Genomic DNA, 16948 nt, shown 5'->3' with positions numbered 1-16948 from the left:
CTTTTTCAGTCAGTCGCGCAGCCGGATGACCTGCAGGTCGTGATCCGCGCCGGCATGCAGCCGCGCCACCTCGGCCGCGCGGCGCACGAGCACCGCGCGCTGGTTGATGTAGCCCTTGTCGGTGATCTCGCCCGCGTCGAGGCTCGGTGGTTCGCTGAGCACCAGCGCGCATGCGGGGCATTGCGAGGAACCCGCGCCTTCGCTGCGCAGCCTGCGCAGCACCTCGGCGATGCGCCCGGCCAGCGCCTGCGGCGCGAGCGAGGCGGCCTGCGGGCTCGCGAACACCAGCATGCCGATCTCGTCGCGGTCATGGCCCGTGAGCACCACGTCCTGCACATGCGGCGCCAGCATCGACACCAGCTTCACGCGCAATGTGCCCACCGAGACCCAGGTGCCGCTCGAGAGCTTGAAGTCCTCGGCCACGCGGCCGTTGAAGATCACGCCTTGCGAGGGCTCGGCGGGGTCCGCAAGAAAACCGGCATCGCCGATGCGGTAGTAGCCCTCTTCGTCGAAGGCCTCGGCGGTTTCGCGCGGCGCATGGCGGTAGCCCGGGAACACCGAGACGCCCTTGACGCGCATCTCGAGCTTCTGGCCGTTGGGCACGAACTTGAGTTCGAGCCCCGGCAGCGGTGCGCCGATGCAGCCCGCGCCGTCGAGCTTCCAGTGCGCCGAGGTGATGGCTGGCGAGGTTTCCGTGGCGCCCCATGAAGTGGTGAGCCACAGCGGCCGCTCGGGCCGCACGCGCCGCGCCACGGCCTCGAGCCGCTGCCAGGTCGAGGGCGCGAGCGCCGCGGCCGCATAGAAGGCCAGCCGCAGGCGCGAGAACACCTCGCGCGCGAGGGCATCGTCGGCTTCGAGAAAGGGCAGCAGCATGTCGAAGCCGCGCGGCACGTTGAACAGCAGCGTGGGCTTCACCTCGCGCAGGTTGCGCACGGTCTTCTCGATGAGCCCCGGCGCGGGCCGGCCCTCGTCGATGTAGAGCGCGCCGCCATGGGCGAGCACCATGTGCAGGTTGTGGTTGCCGCCGAAGGTGTGGCTCCAGGGCAGCCAGTCGACCAGCACCGGTTTTTCGTGCGCGAGGAAGCGCCAGGTCTGCGCCATCATCTGCTGGTTGGCGCAGAGCATGCGGTGCGTGTTGATCACCACCTTGGGCTTGCCGGTGGAGCCCGAGGTCAGCAGGTACTTGGCGTGGGTGTCGGGCAGGATGGCTTCGTAGGCCTGCATCACGGCGGATGTCTCGCGCGCCTGCAGCAGTTGCGCAAAGGGCAGGGCGCCGGCATGCGCGTCGGCATGACGGCTGAACACCGTGACCGCCTCGACGCCGCAGCCCGCGAGCGCGCCGCCGTAGATCCTGGCATCCGAGGCGTAGATCAAGGCGGGCTGCAGCGCCTGCAGCATGCCGTGCAGCCGCGATGGATCCCTGGCCAGGCGCGAGTACGCGCTCGACAGCGAGCACGCCGTGCGCCCGATGTGCATCGCCGCGAGCATCAGCACCGCGTGGTCGATCGCGTTGTCCGAGAGGATCACGATGGGCTTTGCGGCCGGCAGCGCCAGGTCGAGCAGCGCCTGCGCGACGCCGCCCACGGCCTCGCGCAGCGCGCGGTAGTCGAGCTTGCGCCAGCCTTCGCCGCTGTCGTCGCGTTCCGCGAAGGCCAGCGCGTCGGGTGTCTCGCGCGCCCAGCGCTCCAGCCATTCGCCGATGCACCGCGCATAGGGCTTGAGCGCCATCGGCGAACGCAGCGCGAAGGAGCCGTCGTCGAAGTCGATGCGCACCGTGCGCGGCGGGGCGATCTGGCTTTGGTCGAGGAGGAAGTCGTCGTCGTTCATTTCAATCGAGTCTGCCGGTTTCGGACTTCGCGCGAATCAGGTTCAACAGCAGGATGTCGCGCGCGGCCTCCAGCTCGGCCACGCGCCGCGCGCCCAGTTCCTCGGCCACGCCTTCGGCCACCTTCTGCTTGAGTTCTTCCGTCATCGACGGCGCGCCCAGGTCTTTCCACCAGTCCTCGATCGGCCCGCCCAGGTGCGCGAGCACGTGTTCGATGCCGCCCGCGCCGCCTGAAAGATGCAGGTTCATGAACGGCCCCATCACCGCCCAGCGCAGGCCGGGGCCGTGCGCAATGGCGGTGTCGATGTCGGCCACGCTCGCCACGCCTTCATCGACCAGGTGGAAGGCCTCGCGCCAGAGCGCAGCCTGCAGCCGGTTCGCGATGTGGCCCTTGACCTCGCGCTTCACGTGGATCGGCCGCTTGCCGATGGCGGCATAGAAGGCCATCGTGCGTTCGATGGTCTGGTCCGAGGTGCGCGCGCCGCCGACCACCTCCACCAGCGGGATCAGGTGCGGCGGGTTGAAGGGATGGCCCAGCACCACGCGCTCCGGGTGCTTGCACTCGGCCTGCACGGCGCTGATCGCGAGCCCCGAGGAGCTCGACGCCAGGATCGCGTGGGCCGGCGCGGCCTCGTCCATGCGCCGGAACAGGTCGACCTTGAAATCCAGCCGCTCGGGGCCGCTTTCCTGGACGAAGTCGGCCTGGGCCACCGCATCCTCGAGCCGCGCGTGGAAGCGCAGCCGCCCGGCCGAGGCGCCGCTGGCCACGCCGAAGCGTTCGAGCGTGGGCCAGTGCGCAGCCACGGCCGCGCGCAGCCGCGCCTCGGCATCGGGCGAGGGGTCGGTGGCCTCCACGTCGAGGCCGCGCGCGAGGAAGTAGGCGGCCCAGCTGGCGCCGATGACGCCGGTGGCGACCACCGCCACGCGTTTCGGAGTCGGTTCCATCTGCATCGCCTCAGGAGTCCGCCGTGAAGCCGATCTTCTTGACCAGCGGGCCCCAGCGCTCGACCTCGGCCCGCTGAGAGCGCGCCATCTCTTCGGCGGTGGAGCCCTGGGCGATCAGGCCGACCACGGCCAGGCTGTCCGTCGCCACCTTTTCCTTGATGGCCGCGTTGATCGCCGCATTGGCCGCTGCCACCACGCTGGCTGGCGTCCGGGCCGGCGCGTAGAAGCCGAACCATTCCTCGGTGGTCAGCTCGGCGAAGCCCTGCTCGGCGAAGGTCGGCACCTCGGGCGAGAAGGGCGAGCGCGCCTTGCCCGAGGTGGCGAGCAGCCGCAGCTTGCCGGCCTTGTGGTTGGGAATGAAGTCGCCGCTGGGCGTGACCATGGCGGCGATCTGTCCGCCCACCACGTCGGTCACGCCGGGAATGGAGCCGCGGTAGGGCACGTGCTTGAGATCGACGCCGTTGTGGAGGCCCAGCAGCGCGCCGATGAAGTGCGGCGTCGAGCCGGCCGCGGGCGAGCCGTAGCTGGCCTGGTTCGGGTTGGCCTTGGCCCAGGCGAGGAAGTCCTTCACCGTGCGCACCTCGGGCGGCACCAGCGGGCCGACCGCGAGGCCATGGTGCATGACGGCGGCGATCGACACCGGCACGAAGTCCTTGCCCGGGTCGTAGCTGAGCTTGCTGTAGATGTGCGGATAGATCGAGGTGCACGAGAAGGGCGACAGCGCCAGCACGCTGCCGTCGGCCGGCGCGCTCTTGAGCGTTTCCAGCGCGATGCGTCCGCCGGCGCCCGGCTTGTTCTCGACCACGGCCGCGTTGCGGCAGTAGGCCGAGCCCGCGAGCTTTTCGCCCACGCGGCGCGCCACGCTGTCGCCGGCGCTGCCGGCCGGGAAGCCGTAGTAGATCTTGACCTGCTCGAGCGCCTGGGCCAGCGCGGCCAGCGGCGAGAGGGCGCCCAGCGCAGTGGCTGCGCCCAGGGTGTGGAGGAAGCGGCGGCGGGTGTTCATGGATGTCTCCTTCGATGTTCTGGCGGGGTGAACGGCCGCTTCAGCGCGGCGCGAATTCGGGGCGCGGGCCGCTTCTGCGCGGCAGCCCCATCATCTGCCTTGCTTCGGCCGGCGTGGCCACTTCCATGTCGAGCTCATGGATGACGCGCACGATGCGTTCGGTGAGCTGCACGTTGGTGGCCAGCTCGCCGTGGCGGAAGTAGAGGTTGTCTTCGAGCCCCACGCGCGCATGGCCGCCCAGCAGCAGCGCCGCCACGTTGGCTTCCAGCTGCGAGGTGCCGATGCCGCTCACGCCGAAGATGCTGCCGCGCGGCAGGGTGTCGACCATCATCTGCAGGAAGCGGGGCGAATACGGCATCGCATTCTGGAAATTGCGGTGCACGTTCATCACCAGGTTGATGAAGTAGGGCTCGTCGTCATGGCCTTCCTCGATCAGCGTGGTGGTGTCCTGCAGGATGTGCGTGGGGCTGAACACCTCCCACTCGGGCTTGATGCCGCGCGCCTTCATGCCGGCCGCGAGCTCGCGGCCGCGGGTGATGGGCGTGTCCATCAGGATCTGCTTGCCCTCGAAGCTCAGGTTCAGCGTGGTCGCGTCGAGCGTGCACATCTCGGCGCCCGCGTCCATGCCCTTGATGCGCTCTTCCCAGGCGATCTCCCAGCGATCGCCCGCCAGTGGCTTCACCATGTCGCCGTGCACGCCGCCGCCGGTCGAGTTGTTGATGACGATGTCGCAGCCGGCATTGCGGATTCGGCTGTTGATGTCGCGGTACACGTCCGCGTCGCAGGTCGCGCCGTCATCGGGGCGGCGCGCATGGATGGCGGCCACGCTCGCGCCGGCGTTCCAGCAGCGCAGCACGTCGGCCGCGATCTCGTCGGGCTGGGTGGGAAGGTGGGGGTTCTGCGACTTGTGCGCCATGCCGCCGGTGGGGGCGATGGTCACGATCACTTTGCGCTTCGACGACATGCTCCGGATCTCCTGGGTGTCTTCTTTCATGAGGGGCGCGCTATTATTTTTGGCGGCGCAGGCACACTCAGTCATTGCGACGACATTTGGGCTCAGGGTTTACGCACCCGGGCCCCAGGAGCTTTCATTTCATGGCCACGACGAAGCCGGCCTTCAAGGCGGCATCGCTGACGATTCCCCAGTTGCTGCAGCGCTCGGCCTGGTATCCGCTGCTCGACGAAACGGCGCGCGAACGCGTGCTCGACGAGATCCGCGAGGTCGAAGTCGCGGCCGGCGCCGCGCTGTGCCGGCGCGGCGATACGCCGCTGCACTGGTACGGCACGCTCGAAGGCTTGCTCAAGTGGTCGATCACCTCGAGCGACGGCCGCTCGGTCACCTTCGGCGGGCTGTCGGTGGGCAGCTGGTTCGGCGAAGGCACGCTGCTGCGCGGCGCTCCGCGCTCGGCCGACGTCATTGCCCTGCGGCCCAGCCGCGTGGCTCAATTGCCGCTGGAGACCTTCGAGTGGCTGCACCGCACGCAGCGCGGCTTCGATCATTTCCTGCTGCAGCAACTCAACGAGCGGCTGCACTGGTTCATGGGCAACTACGCGGCGCACCGGCTGCTCGACGCCGACGGCCAGGTGGCCCGCGCGCTGGCGGGGCTGTTCCATCCGTGGCTGTATCCGGGCAGCGAGCTGCACCTGCAGACCTCGCAGGAGGAGATCGCCAATCTTTCGGGCGTGTCGCGCCAGCGCTGCAACGCGGCGCTGAACCGGCTGAGGGAAGCGGGCTTCCTTCGCATCGAATACGGCGGCATCACCGTGGTCGATCTCGAAGGGCTGCGCCGCTTCATCAGTGAATGAGCCGCCCGCTCAGCGCGTGTGGTAGGACGGCGCGCGCTCGTACACCGGCGTGTCGATGCCTTCCATGCGCGCCTTCAGCTGCAGCGCCAGGAACTGCGAGTAGTGGCGCGACTGGTGCAGGTTGCCGCCGTGGAACCAGAGGTTCTCGACCTGCGTGGGCTTCCACATGTTGCGCAGCTCGCCTTCCCAGGGACCCGGGTCCTTCGGCGTACCGGAGCCCAGGCCCCAGCACTTGCCGACCTTGTCGGCGATCTCGGGCGAGATCAGGTCGGCCAGCCAGCCGTTCATCGAGCCGTAGCCGGTGGCGTACACCAGCAGGTCGGCCGGCAGCTCGGTGCCGTCGGTCAGCGTGACCGAGCGCTCGTTCACCCGCTCGATGTTCACACCGCTCTTGAGGTGGATGCTGCCGTTGGCCACCAGCTCGGAGGCACCCACGTCGATGTAGTAGCCCGAGCCGCGCCGCAGGTACTTCATGAAGAGCCCCGAGCCGTCGACGCCGAAGTCGAGCAGGAAGCCCGCCTTCTCCAGCCGTGAATACAGGTCGGCGTCGCGCTTCTTCATCTCCTCATACACCGGGATGTGGAAGGTGTGCATGATCCTGTAGGGCACCGAGGCGAAGATCAGGTCGCCCTTGTGGTGGTCGATGCCGTTCTTCACGGCCTGCTCGGAGTAGAGCCCGCCCAGCGCCAGCTCCATCAGCGACTGCGAAGGCGCGATGTGCGTGGACGAGCGCTGGATCATCGTCACGTCCGCGCCGTGCTCCCACAGCGCCGCGCAGATGTCGTGCGCCGAGTTGTTCGAGCCCAGCACCACGCACTTCTTGCCGGCATAGGCCTCGGGCCCGGGGTGCTGGCTCGAATGGTGCTGGTCGCCCTTGAAGTTCTCCGCGCCCGCGATCTTCGGCACGTTCGGGTAGCCCGAGACGCCGAGTGCGAACACCAGCTGCTTCGGCCGCAGCACGACCTGCTTGCCTTCGCGCTCCACCGTCACCTCCCAGCGCTGCGTGGCTTCGTCGAAGCGGGCCTTCTTCGCGTTGGTGGAGCTCCAGTAGTTGAGCTCCATGATCTTGGTGTACATCTCGAGCCAGTCGCCGATCTTGTCCTTGGGTGCGAACACCGGCCAGTCGTCCGGGAAGGGCATGTAGGGCAGGTGGTCGTACCAGACCGGGTCGTGCAGGCACAGCGACTTGTAGCGCTTGCGCCAGGAGTCGCCGGCCTTCGCGTTGCGCTCCACGATGATGGTCGGCACGCCCAGCCGGCGCAGCCGCGCGCCCAGCGCGATGCCGCCCTGGCCGCCGCCGATGACCACCACCTCGGGCTGCTCGGTGTAGCCGAGCGCGGCCTCTTCGTCGCGGCGTTTCTCGAGCCAGTTCTTGCGGCCCTTGTGCACGCCGTGCTCCGCGCCCTTGATGCGGTTCTCGCCGGTTTTTTCCTCGAAGCCCTTGAGCTCGGTCATGGTGGTGAGCAGCGTCCAGGCCTTGCCGCCGCGCAGCCGAAGATGGCCGCGGCCGCGCGCCACGCGCGTCTCGAAGGTGAACCAGGCATCGACCACGCCATCGGCCTCGGTCGCCTCGCCCTCCAGCGCGAAGGCCGCGGGCTGCGTGTCGGCCAGCCGCGCCTGCAGCATCGCGCGGATGGCATCGGCACCTTCCTGCGTGCGGATGTTCCAGGTGAAGGCGACGAGGTCGCGCCAGTAGCTGTCGGCCTCGAACAGCGAGACGGCCGTGTCGATGTCGCCGCGTGCGAGCGCGGCGGCGAAGTCGGCGAGCCAGGTGGCGGCGGCCCGGGTGGGGGCGGTGGTCGGGTCTGTCATTGCATGTCTCCGTGTGTCGTTGAACGAGTCGAATCGAATCGCGGCGCAGCAAGGCGCACGCGGGATTCGTGGCGCAGCTTTCGTGCCGTGCGGAACGGGACGAAGAATCAAGGGCCTGGCCGGGGTTTTGTCGCAGGCGCCTGTTGCTGTCTCACCGAGACTGAGACAGCGCATGAGAATTTGAACGTCGTATAAAATTGGACGGCGTTTAAATTCAAGGGCCCACACCGTGACAGAACCCGACCCCCCAGGCCGCCGCGAGCGCCGGCGCACCCAGACGCTTGACCACGTTGCGTCCACCGCCATGCGCCTGTTCGAAGCCCAGGGCTACGACGCGACCACCATGGAGCAGATCGCGCAGCGGGCGGACGTGGCCAAGGGCACGCTCTACAACCACTTTCCGACCAAGGAAGCGATCCTGGCGCACTGGGTGCACCTTGAGCTCGTGTCCGATGTGCAGCGCCTGCACGAGGCGGTCGATCCGAAGGCGGATTTCGCGGTGCAGCTCGCCAGCCTGCTCGACGCGTCGGCCGAGTGGTCCGAGCGCTACCGGGCCTACCTGCTCGACTACTTCCGCTTTCGCTTCCTCAACATCGAGAGCGAACTCGGCGGCGGCGACCGCAGCACGCCGCGCGACCTGTCGGGGCTGTTCGAAGCGCTGATCGCCGCCGCCCAGCGGGCGGGCACGCTGCGCACCGACGTGTCGGCCGCGCACCTTGCGAGCCTGCTGCACCACCTGTACTTTGGCGCGCTGATGCGCTGGCTCACGCTGCCCGGCCTGGTGCTGCGCGACGAGTTCGCCGTGGTCGTCGACCTCTTCGCCCGTGGCGCACGCGCGGCGCCGAAACCCCCTGCAAGGAGGCGCTCCTCATGAAACTCGCCGTGCTCACCTACGGCACCGAGGGCGACGCCCGGCCGCTCGCTGCGCTGTGCCGCGCGCTGGACGACGCGGGCCATGCGTCGGTGCTGCTGGCGGACGCCACCACGCTCGGCGCGGCCGAACGGCTTGGCGTGCGCTCGCAGGCGCTGGCCGGCGACATGCGCGAGGCGCTCGGCAGCGTCGTCGCGCAGGGCGACAAACCGGCCGCGGCCGCGAAGGCGCTCGCGGACATCGCCAATGCCAACGCCACGTCCTGGCTGCGCCAGACCATCGAGACCGCGCAGGGCTGCGACGCCGTCGTCTGCGCGGGGCTCGCGGCCTTCGTGGGCCTGTCGGCGGCCGAGGCGCTGGGCGTGCCCGCCATTGGCGCGGGCATGTTCCCGCTCACGCCGACGGCCGCATTCGCCTCGCCCTTCCTGCCGCCGGCGCGCGTGCCGCGCTTCCTGAACCGCGCGAGCCACCATCTCGTCAACGGGCTGCTCTGGCGCGCCTTCCGGCCGGCCGTGAATGCAGCGCGCGCCGAGGTCTGCGGCCTGCCGCCGCGACGCCGCCTGTGGACCACGCACCCCGTGCTCTACGGCTACTCGCCGAGCCTGCTGCCGCGCCCGGCCGACTGGCCCGCCAACGCCGCCGTGTGCGGCCAGTGGCTCGCGCCCGCGCCCGGCTGGCAGCCGCCGCCGGCGCTGCGCGACTTTCTCGCGGCCGGCGAGGCACCCGTCTACATCGGCTTCGGCAGCATGACGGGCTTCGACAAGGCGCGGCTGCTCGCGGCCCTCGTCGAGGGCGTGGCCGGCCGGCGCGCGGTGCTGCATCCCGGATGGAGCGGCCTGGATGCGCGGCAGCTGCCACCGAACTTCCACGCCATCGGCGACACCCCGCACGACTGGCTGTTTCCGCAGATGGCGCTGGTGGTGCACCACGGCGGCTCGGGCACCAGCCACTCGGCCGCGCGCGCGGGCGTGCCCTCGGTGGTCGTGCCCTTCGCGGGTGACCAGGCGTTCTGGGCGCATCATCTCGCGCAGGCGGGCGTGGCACCGCCCGCGGTGGCGGGTGCCCGGTTCGGCGCCGGTGATCTGGCGCGCGGCATCGCGTTTGCGCATGACCCGCAGGTGCGCGCGCGGGTCCGCGCGCTGGGCGAACGCATGCGCGCGGAAGACGGCCTGGGCACGGCCGTGCGCGCCGTCGAGCAGATCCTGAGGCGTTAGCCGCGCTGCGGCGCCACGATGCCGAAGCGCTTCATGTGGCGGTACGCCGTGGCGCGGCTGATGCCGAGCGCCTGTGCGGCCCGCGCCACGTGCCAGCGGTGGCGCTGCAGCGCGTCGAGCAGGCGCGTGGCGTCGGCGGCGCTGTCGCCGTCCTCTGCCGGCGTGGGTGATGTGTCCCCGCGGTCGAGCGACGGACGATGCGGCGCCAGGCGCAACTCCTCGGGCGTGATGCTCGCCCCCGTGCAGAGCGCCAGTGCCAGCCGCAGCACATTGCGCAACTCGCGCAGGTTGCCCGGCCAGTCGTGCGCCATCAGCCGCAGCATCGCGGCCTCCGATAGCCGCGCGGCCGAGCCCATCGCCGCCGCCTCTTCATGGAACATCGCCTCGATCAGGTAGCGCCGGTCGCGCCGCGCGCGCAGCGGCGGCAGCTTCAGCACCGCGCCGCACAGGCGGTAGTACAGGTCCTCGCGAAAGCGCCCGGCCGCGACCAGCGCCGACAAGTCGCGGTGCGTGGCCGCCACCACCGCGATGTCCACGCGCTGCGGCGATTCCGCCCCCAGCGGCAGCACCTCGCCTTCGGACAGCACGCGCAAGAGCCGCGTCTGCAGCGCCATCGGCATGTCGCCGATCTCGTCGAGGAACAGCGTGCCGCGGTCGGCCTGCGCGATCAGCCCCTTCATGCCCTTGGCGCGGCCGCCGGTGAAGCTGCCGGGCGTGTAGCCGAAGAGTTCGCTCTCGATCAGCGAATCGGGAATGGCCGCGCAGTTCACCGCCACGAAGGGCATCGCCGCGCGGGCGCTTGCGCCGTGCATGGCGCGCGCCAGCACTTCCTTGCCGCTGCCGGTTTCGCCTTCGACCAGCACATGGATGCCGCGGTCCACCAGACGGCGCGCCTGCGCGAGAAGCTGCTGCATGGCCGGGTCGTCGCCGGCGATGCGCGCGAGCGGCGGCAGGCGATCGGAGGGGCGGGCCGTGCCAGGCGCTGGTGCTGCCGCCCGCCGCACGCGCGGCGCCAGCAGCGAGGCGTGGTATTCGCCGCCGCCCGGCAGCAGCACGGTGTGCGCGAAAGGCATGGCCGATGCGCCGCCGTTGCCCAGGCGCCAGATCGCGTCCATCGGCATGTGCAGCAGCTGCGACAGCTCGCGGCCCAGCGGGTTTTCGGCCAGGGCCTGCCGCGCACCGCTGTTGGCGCCGGCCACCGTGCCGCCCTCGTCGAAGGCCAGCATCAGCTCGCCGGCCACGTCGACCAGCCCGTAGGCCGTGCCCAGCCGCAGGATCCAGTGGCCGCGGAAGCTGCGCAGGAAATCGGCGTCCTCGATCATCCGCGCGTAGATCGACACCAGGTGCCGCACGAGGTGCTGGCTCTCCCGGGCCTCGGGCGAGCGCAGCGCCGAGACGTCGAGGATGGCCGTGAGCTTGCCGCTGTGGTCGAACAGCGGCGCCGTCGTGCAGGTGAGCGCGATGTGCGTGGCATCGAAGTGCTCGGTCTGGTGGCAGGTCATCGGCTGGCGCTCGATCAGGCAGGTGCCCACGCCGCAGGTGCCCGCATGGGCTTCGTTCCAGTCGGCGCCCAGGTAGAGGCCGGCGCGGCGCAGCTGGTCGTCCCAGGCCGGATTGCCGATGTAGTCGACCGTGATGCCTTCGGCGTCGGTCAGCAGCACCATGTAGCCGAGGTCCGCCACGCGGCGGTAGATGTCTTCCATGCCGGCGCGCGCCGCGCGCAAAAAATGCTCCAGCTGCTGCTGGTGCGCGCGCAGCTCCTGCGCCGGCAGGATGCGCGCGGGGCTGGGCTTCGTCGGGTCGAGGCCGTGCTCGCGCACGCAGCGCGCCCACGACTTGTGGACCAGGCTCGCCGCCGGATCGGCCAGTGCCGTGCCGGTGGCGATCGAGTAGACGTTGTCGATGTGACGCGATTGCAGGGAAGTCATGCTCAACCTCGCGGTGCGCACGGCCTCCGCGGGGATCCATGGGGCGTGCAGCCGCACATCATTCGACCGCCGCATGCCCCGGGGTGAGAGGTGAAACCCGGTGGAACGGAGGTTTTACGCCCCTCGCGTCGCGGGCGCGCCGCTCAATCCGGCGCAATTCCTTCACTGCCCGGTTTCGCACCACCGGCCGGCCGCTTGCGGTACTCGGTGGTCGTCAGTCCCGCGAAGCCCCAATCGTCGGTGTCGATCTCCTCGATCACGACGTGCGTCCATTCGGGCGGTTTCTTCAGCACCCGTTCGAGGGTTTCCGTGAACTCGGCAATGACCTGGGTTTTCTGTTCGCGCGTGACACCGTCGCGCGTGATCTTCAGGTTGATGAAAGGCATGGTGTGCTCCTTACCAGGTGCCCGTGCTCATGCCGCCGTCCACCGGCAGCACCACGCCCGTCGTGAAGTCGGTGCTCGTGAGGTAGAGCACCGCGTCGGCGATCTCGCGCACCTGCGCGATGCGGCCGGCGGGCGCCAGGCCGCTCAGAAAGCCGTGCATCTCGGGCGTGTACAGCGGCGTGTCGACGATGCCGGGCGCCACCGCATTCACCTTGACGTTGTGCGGCGAGAGTTCGAGCGCCAGCGCGCGCGTCGCGGCGTTGACGCCGCCCTTCACCAGCACCGGCAGCAGGGCCGGCACCTTGAGGTTCGGCTGCAGCGCGAGGCTCGCGGTGATGTTCACGATATGGCCCTGGCGGCGCGGCACCATGTGCGCCGCAGCGGCTTGCGAGGCGTAGACGAAACCCTTGATGTTCGTGGCCACGATGCGGTCCAGCTCTTCCTCGGTGTACTCGACGAAAGGCTTGGCATTGAAGATGCCCGCGTTGTTGATGAGCACGTCGACCTGGCCGAAGCGCTCCACGGCGCGGTCGATGAGCTGCCGCGCGGTGTCGCGCTGGCCGATGTCGCCAGCCACGCCGAGAAAGCGTGCAGGGCTGCCGAGCTGCCTCGCCGCGGCGGCGAGCCGCTCGTCGGTGCGCGCATTGGCGACCACGTTGAAGCCGCGCGCCAGATAAGCCTCGGCGAGGCCCAGGCCGATGCCGCTCGAGGCGCCTGTGATGACCACGGTGGGGGATGTGTTGTCCTGCATGTCGGTTCTCCAAAGGAAGTTGATGACGTGGGGAGAACTGTATTGATGACACGGCAATAGATAAATCACTAGACTCGCACTTCACTTGATACGCAAGGTAATCAATCCATGCAGCGGCAGTTCGGCGACATCCTCCTGGGCAGCATCGAGCTCTTCTGCCTCGCAGCAGAGACGGGCGGGTTCACCTCGGCGGCGCTCGCTGCCGGCGTCACGCCAGCGGCCGTGAGCCGCTCGATCTCGCGGCTCGAAAAGCGGCTCGGGCTTCGCCTCTTCGTGCGCACCACGCGCAGCGTGCGGCTCACCGACGCGGGCCGCTCCTACTTCGCGCAATGCCGCCAGGCGCTGGCGCAACTCGCCGAGGCCGAGCGCGAGGTCATGGGCCAGCAAGCGCAGCCCTCGGGCATGCTGCGCATCAGCGTGCCGACCACCTACGGCCATCACCGCATCCTGCCGATGCTGCCCGCGTTCCGCGAACGCTTTCCCGACATCCGGCTGCATGTGCACCTGAGCAACCGGAACATCGACTTCGTGGAAGAGGGCTACGACATGGCCGTGCGTGTGCGCGCCCAGCCCGACTCCACGCTGATTGCGCGCCACCTCGAGGATGCGCAACTGGTGGTGGTGGCCAGCCGCAAGTACCTGAGGAGGGTCGGCACGCCGCGCACGCTGGACGATCTTTCCGCGCACGAGTGCATCCAGTTCGAGCTGCCCAGCAGCGGCCGCCGCATCTCATGGCTCTTCAAGGAGAACGGCAAGGACCGCGAAGTCTTCGCGGACAGTGCCTACAGCTGCTCCGACGACGTGCTGGGCGGCGTCACGCTCGCCAGGAGCGACGCCGGACTCTTTCAGACCTACCGCTTCGTGGTGGAAAAAGAGCTCGCCGACGGATCGCTCGTCGAGGTGCTCAAGCCCTTTGCGGGCCGCTCGCGGCCCTACACGCTGCTGTACCCGGACGGGCGGCATGTGCCGCTGCGCATGCGGGTGTTCATCGATTTCCTGATGGCGCAGCGGGCCGCCTGAAGCGCCTTACACGCCCAGCAATTCTTCGAGCGCCTGAGGCTCCGCCAGCAGGTCGGCCGACGCGCCATGCCGCACGATCTGCCCCTTCTCCATCACCACCGCGAGGTCGGTATGCGCGAGCACCTTGCGGTAGTCGCGGTCCACGATCAGCGTGGCGATGCCGGTCGCGCGGATCTCGCCGATCACGCGCCAGATCTCGGCCACGATCAGCGGCGCGAGGCCTTCGGTGGCCTCGTCGAGGATCAGCAGGCGCGGGTTGGTCATGAGCGCGCGGCCGATCGAGAGCATCTGCTGCTCGCCGCCCGAGAGCTGCTGGCCGCCGTGCGAGAGCCGCTCGGCCAGGCGCGGAAAGGTGGCCATCACGCGGTCGAAGGTCCAGGCGCGGCGGCCGTCGATGCCCGCGCGCTCGCTCATCACGAGGTTCTCGCGCACCGAGAGGTTCGGGAAGATGCCGCGGCCCTCGGGCACGTAGCCGATGCCGAGCCGCGCCATCTTCTCGGGCGGCCAGCCGGTGACGGTGCGGCCGTCGACCTGCACTTCGCCCGAGGCGGGGCGCACGTAACCCATGACCGTGCGGATCAGCGTGGTCTTGCCCATGCCGTTGCGCCCGAGCAGGCCGACCGAGGTGGCGGCCGGAATGCCGGCGTGCACGCCGCGCAGGATGTGGCTGCTGCCGTAGTAGGTGTTGAGATCGCGGACGACGAGCATGGTCAGTGATCCTCTCCAAGGTAGGCGGTGCGCACTTCGGGGTTCTCGCGGATCGATTTCGGATCGCCGGTCGCGATGACCGTGCCGTTCACCATCACCGTGATGCGGTCGGCAATGCGGAACACCGCGTCCATGTCGTGCTCCACCAGCAGGATCGCGTGCGTGGCCTTCAGCCGCGCGAGCAGCGTGAGCATGCGGTCGGTTTCCTCGGCGCCCATGCCCGCGAGCGGCTCGTCGAGCAGCAGCACGCGCGGTTTGGTGGCCAGGCACATTGCCACTTCGAGCTGGCGCTGCGCGCCATGGCTCAGCGTGCCGGCGATGCGCAGGGCTTCGGTCGACAGGCCCGCGGCTTCGAGCGCCGCATCGGCCGCCGCATTGCTGGCCGCGCAGCGCCCTGACGACTGCCACACCGTCCAGGGCCGCGCCGTGGCGGCCTGCGCTGCGAGCCGGCAGTTCTCGTGCACGCTGAACTCCGGGAAGATGGTGGTGCGCTGGTAGCTGCGGCCCACGCCGGCACGTGCGCGGCGCCACTGCGCGCGGCGCGTGATGTCGACACCGTCGAGCGCGATGCGGCCTTCGGAGGCTTCGATCTCGCCCGAGAGCATGTTGATCAGCGTCGACTTGCCTGCGCCGTTGGTGCCGATCACCGCATGGACTTCGCCCACGTGCAGGTCGAGCGTGATGGCGTTGACGGCGGTGAGGCCGCCGAAGCGGCGCGTGAGGCCTTCGACGGAAAGCAGTGCGGTCGTCATGCAGCCCCCTTCGGCGAGAGCCGTTTTGCCAGCCCGATCAACCCCTTGGGCAGCCACGCCACGAACACGATGATCGCGATGCCCAGCGTCAGCTGCCAGTGGTCCGCGAGCGGCCCCATCACCGCATGCGTCGAGAAGATCTCCTTCAGCAGCGTGAACGCGATGGCGCCGATGACCGCGCCGCGCAGGTGGCCGAGGCCGCCGAGGATCACCATCAGCAGCACCTCGCCCGAGTTGTGCCAGGCCATCAGCTCGGGGTTGACCACGCCGTCGCGCGAGGCCAGCAGGAAGCCCGCGAGCCCGGCCAGCGCGCCGGCCAGCACGAAGGCCGCGAGCTTGTAGCCGTACACCGGGAAACCGGCCGCGCGCATGCGCTGCTCGTTCACGCGGATGCCCGCGAGCGCCGCGCCGAAGCGCGAGCGGCGAACGAGCGCCAGCAAGCCGTAGGTGAACACCAGCGATGCGAGCACCACGTAGAACAGCACCATGCGGTTCTCCATGTCGAGCTTGCCGATGGCCGGCCGCACATACATGTAGATGCCGTCGCTGCCGCCGCCCACCTTGGTGTCGTGGAACACGAAGAAGGCCATCTGCGCGAAGGCCAGCGTCACCATGATGAAGTACACGCCGCGCGTGCGCAGGCTCAGCGCGCCCACGAACAATGCATAGAGCGCCGCCGCGCCCATGGCCAGCGGCAGCAGCAGCGCGAGGTTGCCGCCTTCGTTGCCCGAGGCCAGCACCGTCACGTAGGCGCCGATGCCGTAGAACGCCGCATGGCCCAGGCTCACGAGGCCCGTCATGCCGACCAGCAGTTCGAGGCTCAGCGCGAAGATCGACAGGATCATCACCTTGACCACGAAGTCCGAGACGTAGTTGCCCATCATCGGGCCGAGCACGCCGATCGCAATGGCGCAGGCCACCGGCACGAGAAACGCGCCGCGCCGCACGGAAGAAGTGTGGACCTGCGTCATGGCCGCCTCCCCATCAGCCCTTCGGGCTTCCAGATCAGCACGATGGCCATCAGCAGGTAGATGCCGATGCCGCTCAGGTCCGCGAAGAACACCTTGCCGAAGGTGTCGACGAAGCCCACCAGCAGCGAGGCCACGAGCGCGCCCGTGATCGAGCCGATGCCGCCGATCACCACCAGCACGAAGCAGATGATGAGCACGCTCGCCCCCATGTTCGGATACACCGAGGACATCGGCGCCGCGATCATGCCGGCCAGCGCCGCGAGCGCCACGCCGGCCGCGAACACGATGCGGTAGAGCCGCTTCACGTCGATGCCCAGGCCGCGCACCATGTCGCGATTGCTCGCGCCTGCGCGGATCATCATGCCCAGCCGCGTGCGGTTGACCACCCAGTACAGCGCCACCGCCAGCACGATGCAGGCAGCCGAAGCGAAGAGCCGGTACCACGGATAGCTCATGACGTTGCCGAGCGCGAAGCTGCCGTCGAGCCAGGCCGGCACCTTCACGCCATGCACGTCGTTGCCCACGAGGATGGAGCGCAGCTCCTCGAACACCAGGATGAGCCCGTAGGTCATCAGCACCTGCTGCAGGTGGTCGCGCTGGTAGAGGTAGCTGAAGAAGGCCCATTCGAGCAGGTAGCCGAAGATGGCTGCCAGCACCACGCCGGCCACCAGCATCAAGAGGAACTGGTCGCCGAACAGCGGCGCGAGCGCGAACGCCATGTACGCGCCGATCATGTAGAAGCTGCCGTGCGCAAGGTTGATCACGCCCATGATCCCGAAGATCAGCGTGAGCCCCGAGGCCACCAGGAACAGAAGAAGTCCGTACTGAACCGAGTTCAGGCACTGGACAAGGAAGGTGCCGAAATCCACGTTAGGTCATCCCGGTAGGGGGCTTGGAGAGCGTGGCGCGAAAGCGCCCGCGATGTTCGTGAGACACCGCGGATCCGGCTTCGCCGG

16 protein-coding genes are annotated in these 16948 nt (G+C 69.2%); 4 read left to right on the top strand and 12 right to left on the bottom strand.

Features of this window, described 5'->3' with window-relative positions:
* Positions 1-9 precede the first annotated feature (9 nt).
* The 4 genes from FB547_RS00805 to FB547_RS00790 are packed head-to-tail and all read right to left on the bottom strand — an operon-like array spanning position 10 to position 4767.
* Positions 10-1827: a feruloyl-CoA synthase gene (locus FB547_RS00805; protein WP_145738820.1), complete on the bottom strand. Its 1818-nt coding sequence runs from the start codon at positions 1825-1827 to the stop codon at positions 10-12.
* A 1-nt stretch (position 1828) separates the two neighbouring features.
* Entirely contained in the window at positions 1829-2770 is a 942-nt protein-coding gene (locus tag FB547_RS00800; protein ID WP_145738818.1) for a 3-hydroxyacyl-CoA dehydrogenase NAD-binding domain-containing protein, read from the bottom strand.
* 10 nt (positions 2771-2780) lie between these two features.
* On the bottom strand, positions 2781-3773 hold the full coding sequence (locus tag FB547_RS00795) for a Bug family tripartite tricarboxylate transporter substrate binding protein (protein ID WP_145738816.1): 993 nt from the start codon (positions 3771-3773) through the stop codon (positions 2781-2783).
* 40 nt (positions 3774-3813) lie between these two features.
* On the bottom strand, positions 3814-4767 hold the full coding sequence (locus FB547_RS00790) for a 3-keto-5-aminohexanoate cleavage protein (RefSeq protein WP_261380197.1): 954 nt from the start codon (positions 4765-4767) through the stop codon (positions 3814-3816).
* A gap of 101 nt (positions 4768-4868) precedes the next feature.
* Between FB547_RS00790 and FB547_RS00785 the strand changes: the two genes are divergently transcribed.
* A complete protein-coding gene (locus FB547_RS00785) occupies positions 4869-5579 on the top strand; it encodes a Crp/Fnr family transcriptional regulator (protein WP_145738814.1) in 711 nt (236 codons plus the stop codon).
* A 9-nt stretch (positions 5580-5588) separates the two neighbouring features.
* On the opposite strand, the gene FB547_RS00780 is transcribed toward FB547_RS00785, so the two are convergent.
* On the bottom strand, positions 5589-7391 hold the full coding sequence (locus FB547_RS00780) for an NAD(P)/FAD-dependent oxidoreductase (protein ID WP_145738812.1): 1803 nt from the start codon (positions 7389-7391) through the stop codon (positions 5589-5591).
* Between the two features lie 229 nt (positions 7392-7620).
* On the opposite strand from FB547_RS00780, the gene FB547_RS00775 reads away from it, so the two are divergent.
* Both FB547_RS00775 and FB547_RS00770 read left to right on the top strand, forming a co-directional pair.
* Entirely contained in the window at positions 7621-8265 is a 645-nt protein-coding gene (locus FB547_RS00775; protein WP_261380196.1) for a TetR/AcrR family transcriptional regulator, read from the top strand.
* Positions 8262-9476 carry a glycosyltransferase gene (locus FB547_RS00770; protein ID WP_145738810.1) on the top strand — a complete coding sequence of 405 codons (1215 nt, stop codon included), beginning with the start codon at positions 8262-8264 and terminating at the stop codon, positions 9474-9476. The genes FB547_RS00775 and FB547_RS00770 overlap by 4 nt, the downstream gene beginning before the upstream one ends.
* On the opposite strand, the gene FB547_RS00765 is transcribed toward FB547_RS00770, so the two are convergent.
* The 3 genes from FB547_RS00765 to FB547_RS00755 form a co-directional block, all read right to left on the bottom strand.
* A complete protein-coding gene (locus FB547_RS00765; RefSeq protein WP_145738809.1) occupies positions 9473-11404 on the bottom strand; it encodes a sigma-54-dependent Fis family transcriptional regulator in 1932 nt (643 codons plus the stop codon). The two genes, FB547_RS00770 and FB547_RS00765, sit on opposite strands and share 4 nt — an antisense overlap.
* A gap of 143 nt (positions 11405-11547) precedes the next feature.
* Positions 11548-11790, bottom strand: coding sequence for a tautomerase family protein (locus FB547_RS00760; protein ID WP_145738807.1), 243 nt, complete (start codon positions 11788-11790; stop codon positions 11548-11550).
* Between the two features lie 10 nt (positions 11791-11800).
* On the bottom strand, positions 11801-12541 hold the full coding sequence (locus FB547_RS00755; RefSeq protein WP_145738805.1) for an SDR family NAD(P)-dependent oxidoreductase: 741 nt from the start codon (positions 12539-12541) through the stop codon (positions 11801-11803).
* Positions 12542-12649: 108 nt separating this feature from the next.
* Here FB547_RS00755 and FB547_RS00750 point away from each other — a divergent pair, with 108 nt between their 5' ends.
* Entirely contained in the window at positions 12650-13561 is a 912-nt protein-coding gene (locus FB547_RS00750) for a LysR family transcriptional regulator (RefSeq protein ID WP_145738803.1), read from the top strand.
* Between the two features lie 6 nt (positions 13562-13567).
* Here the strand turns inward: FB547_RS00750 and FB547_RS00745 are convergent, their stop codons facing one another.
* Genes FB547_RS00745 through FB547_RS00730 form a run of 4 tightly spaced genes read right to left on the bottom strand, consistent with a single transcriptional unit; the run spans position 13568 to position 16861 of the window.
* On the bottom strand, positions 13568-14269 hold the full coding sequence (locus FB547_RS00745; protein WP_124960284.1) for an ABC transporter ATP-binding protein: 702 nt from the start codon (positions 14267-14269) through the stop codon (positions 13568-13570).
* Between the two features lie 2 nt (positions 14270-14271).
* Positions 14272-15021, bottom strand: a complete 750-nt coding sequence (locus FB547_RS00740; protein ID WP_145738801.1) for an ABC transporter ATP-binding protein — start codon at positions 15019-15021, stop codon at positions 14272-14274.
* Positions 15018-15992 (bottom strand): branched-chain amino acid ABC transporter permease, encoded by a 975-nt coding sequence (locus FB547_RS00735; protein WP_145738799.1) that lies wholly within the window; start codon positions 15990-15992, stop codon positions 15018-15020. Before FB547_RS00735 ends, FB547_RS00740 begins: the two co-directional genes overlap by 4 nt.
* Complete coding sequence (locus FB547_RS00730; protein WP_021004792.1) at positions 15989-16861, bottom strand: branched-chain amino acid ABC transporter permease; 873 nt, start codon at positions 16859-16861, stop codon at positions 15989-15991. The genes FB547_RS00735 and FB547_RS00730 overlap by 4 nt, the downstream gene beginning before the upstream one ends.
* Positions 16862-16948: the final 87 nt, after the last annotated feature.

The organism is Variovorax beijingensis (genome assembly GCF_007828835.1).
Lineage (GTDB): Bacteria > Pseudomonadota > Gammaproteobacteria > Burkholderiales > Burkholderiaceae_C > Variovorax > Variovorax beijingensis_A.
The sequence above is the reverse complement of the archived record's forward strand: the minus strand, read 5'-3'. Positions and strand labels throughout refer to the sequence as shown.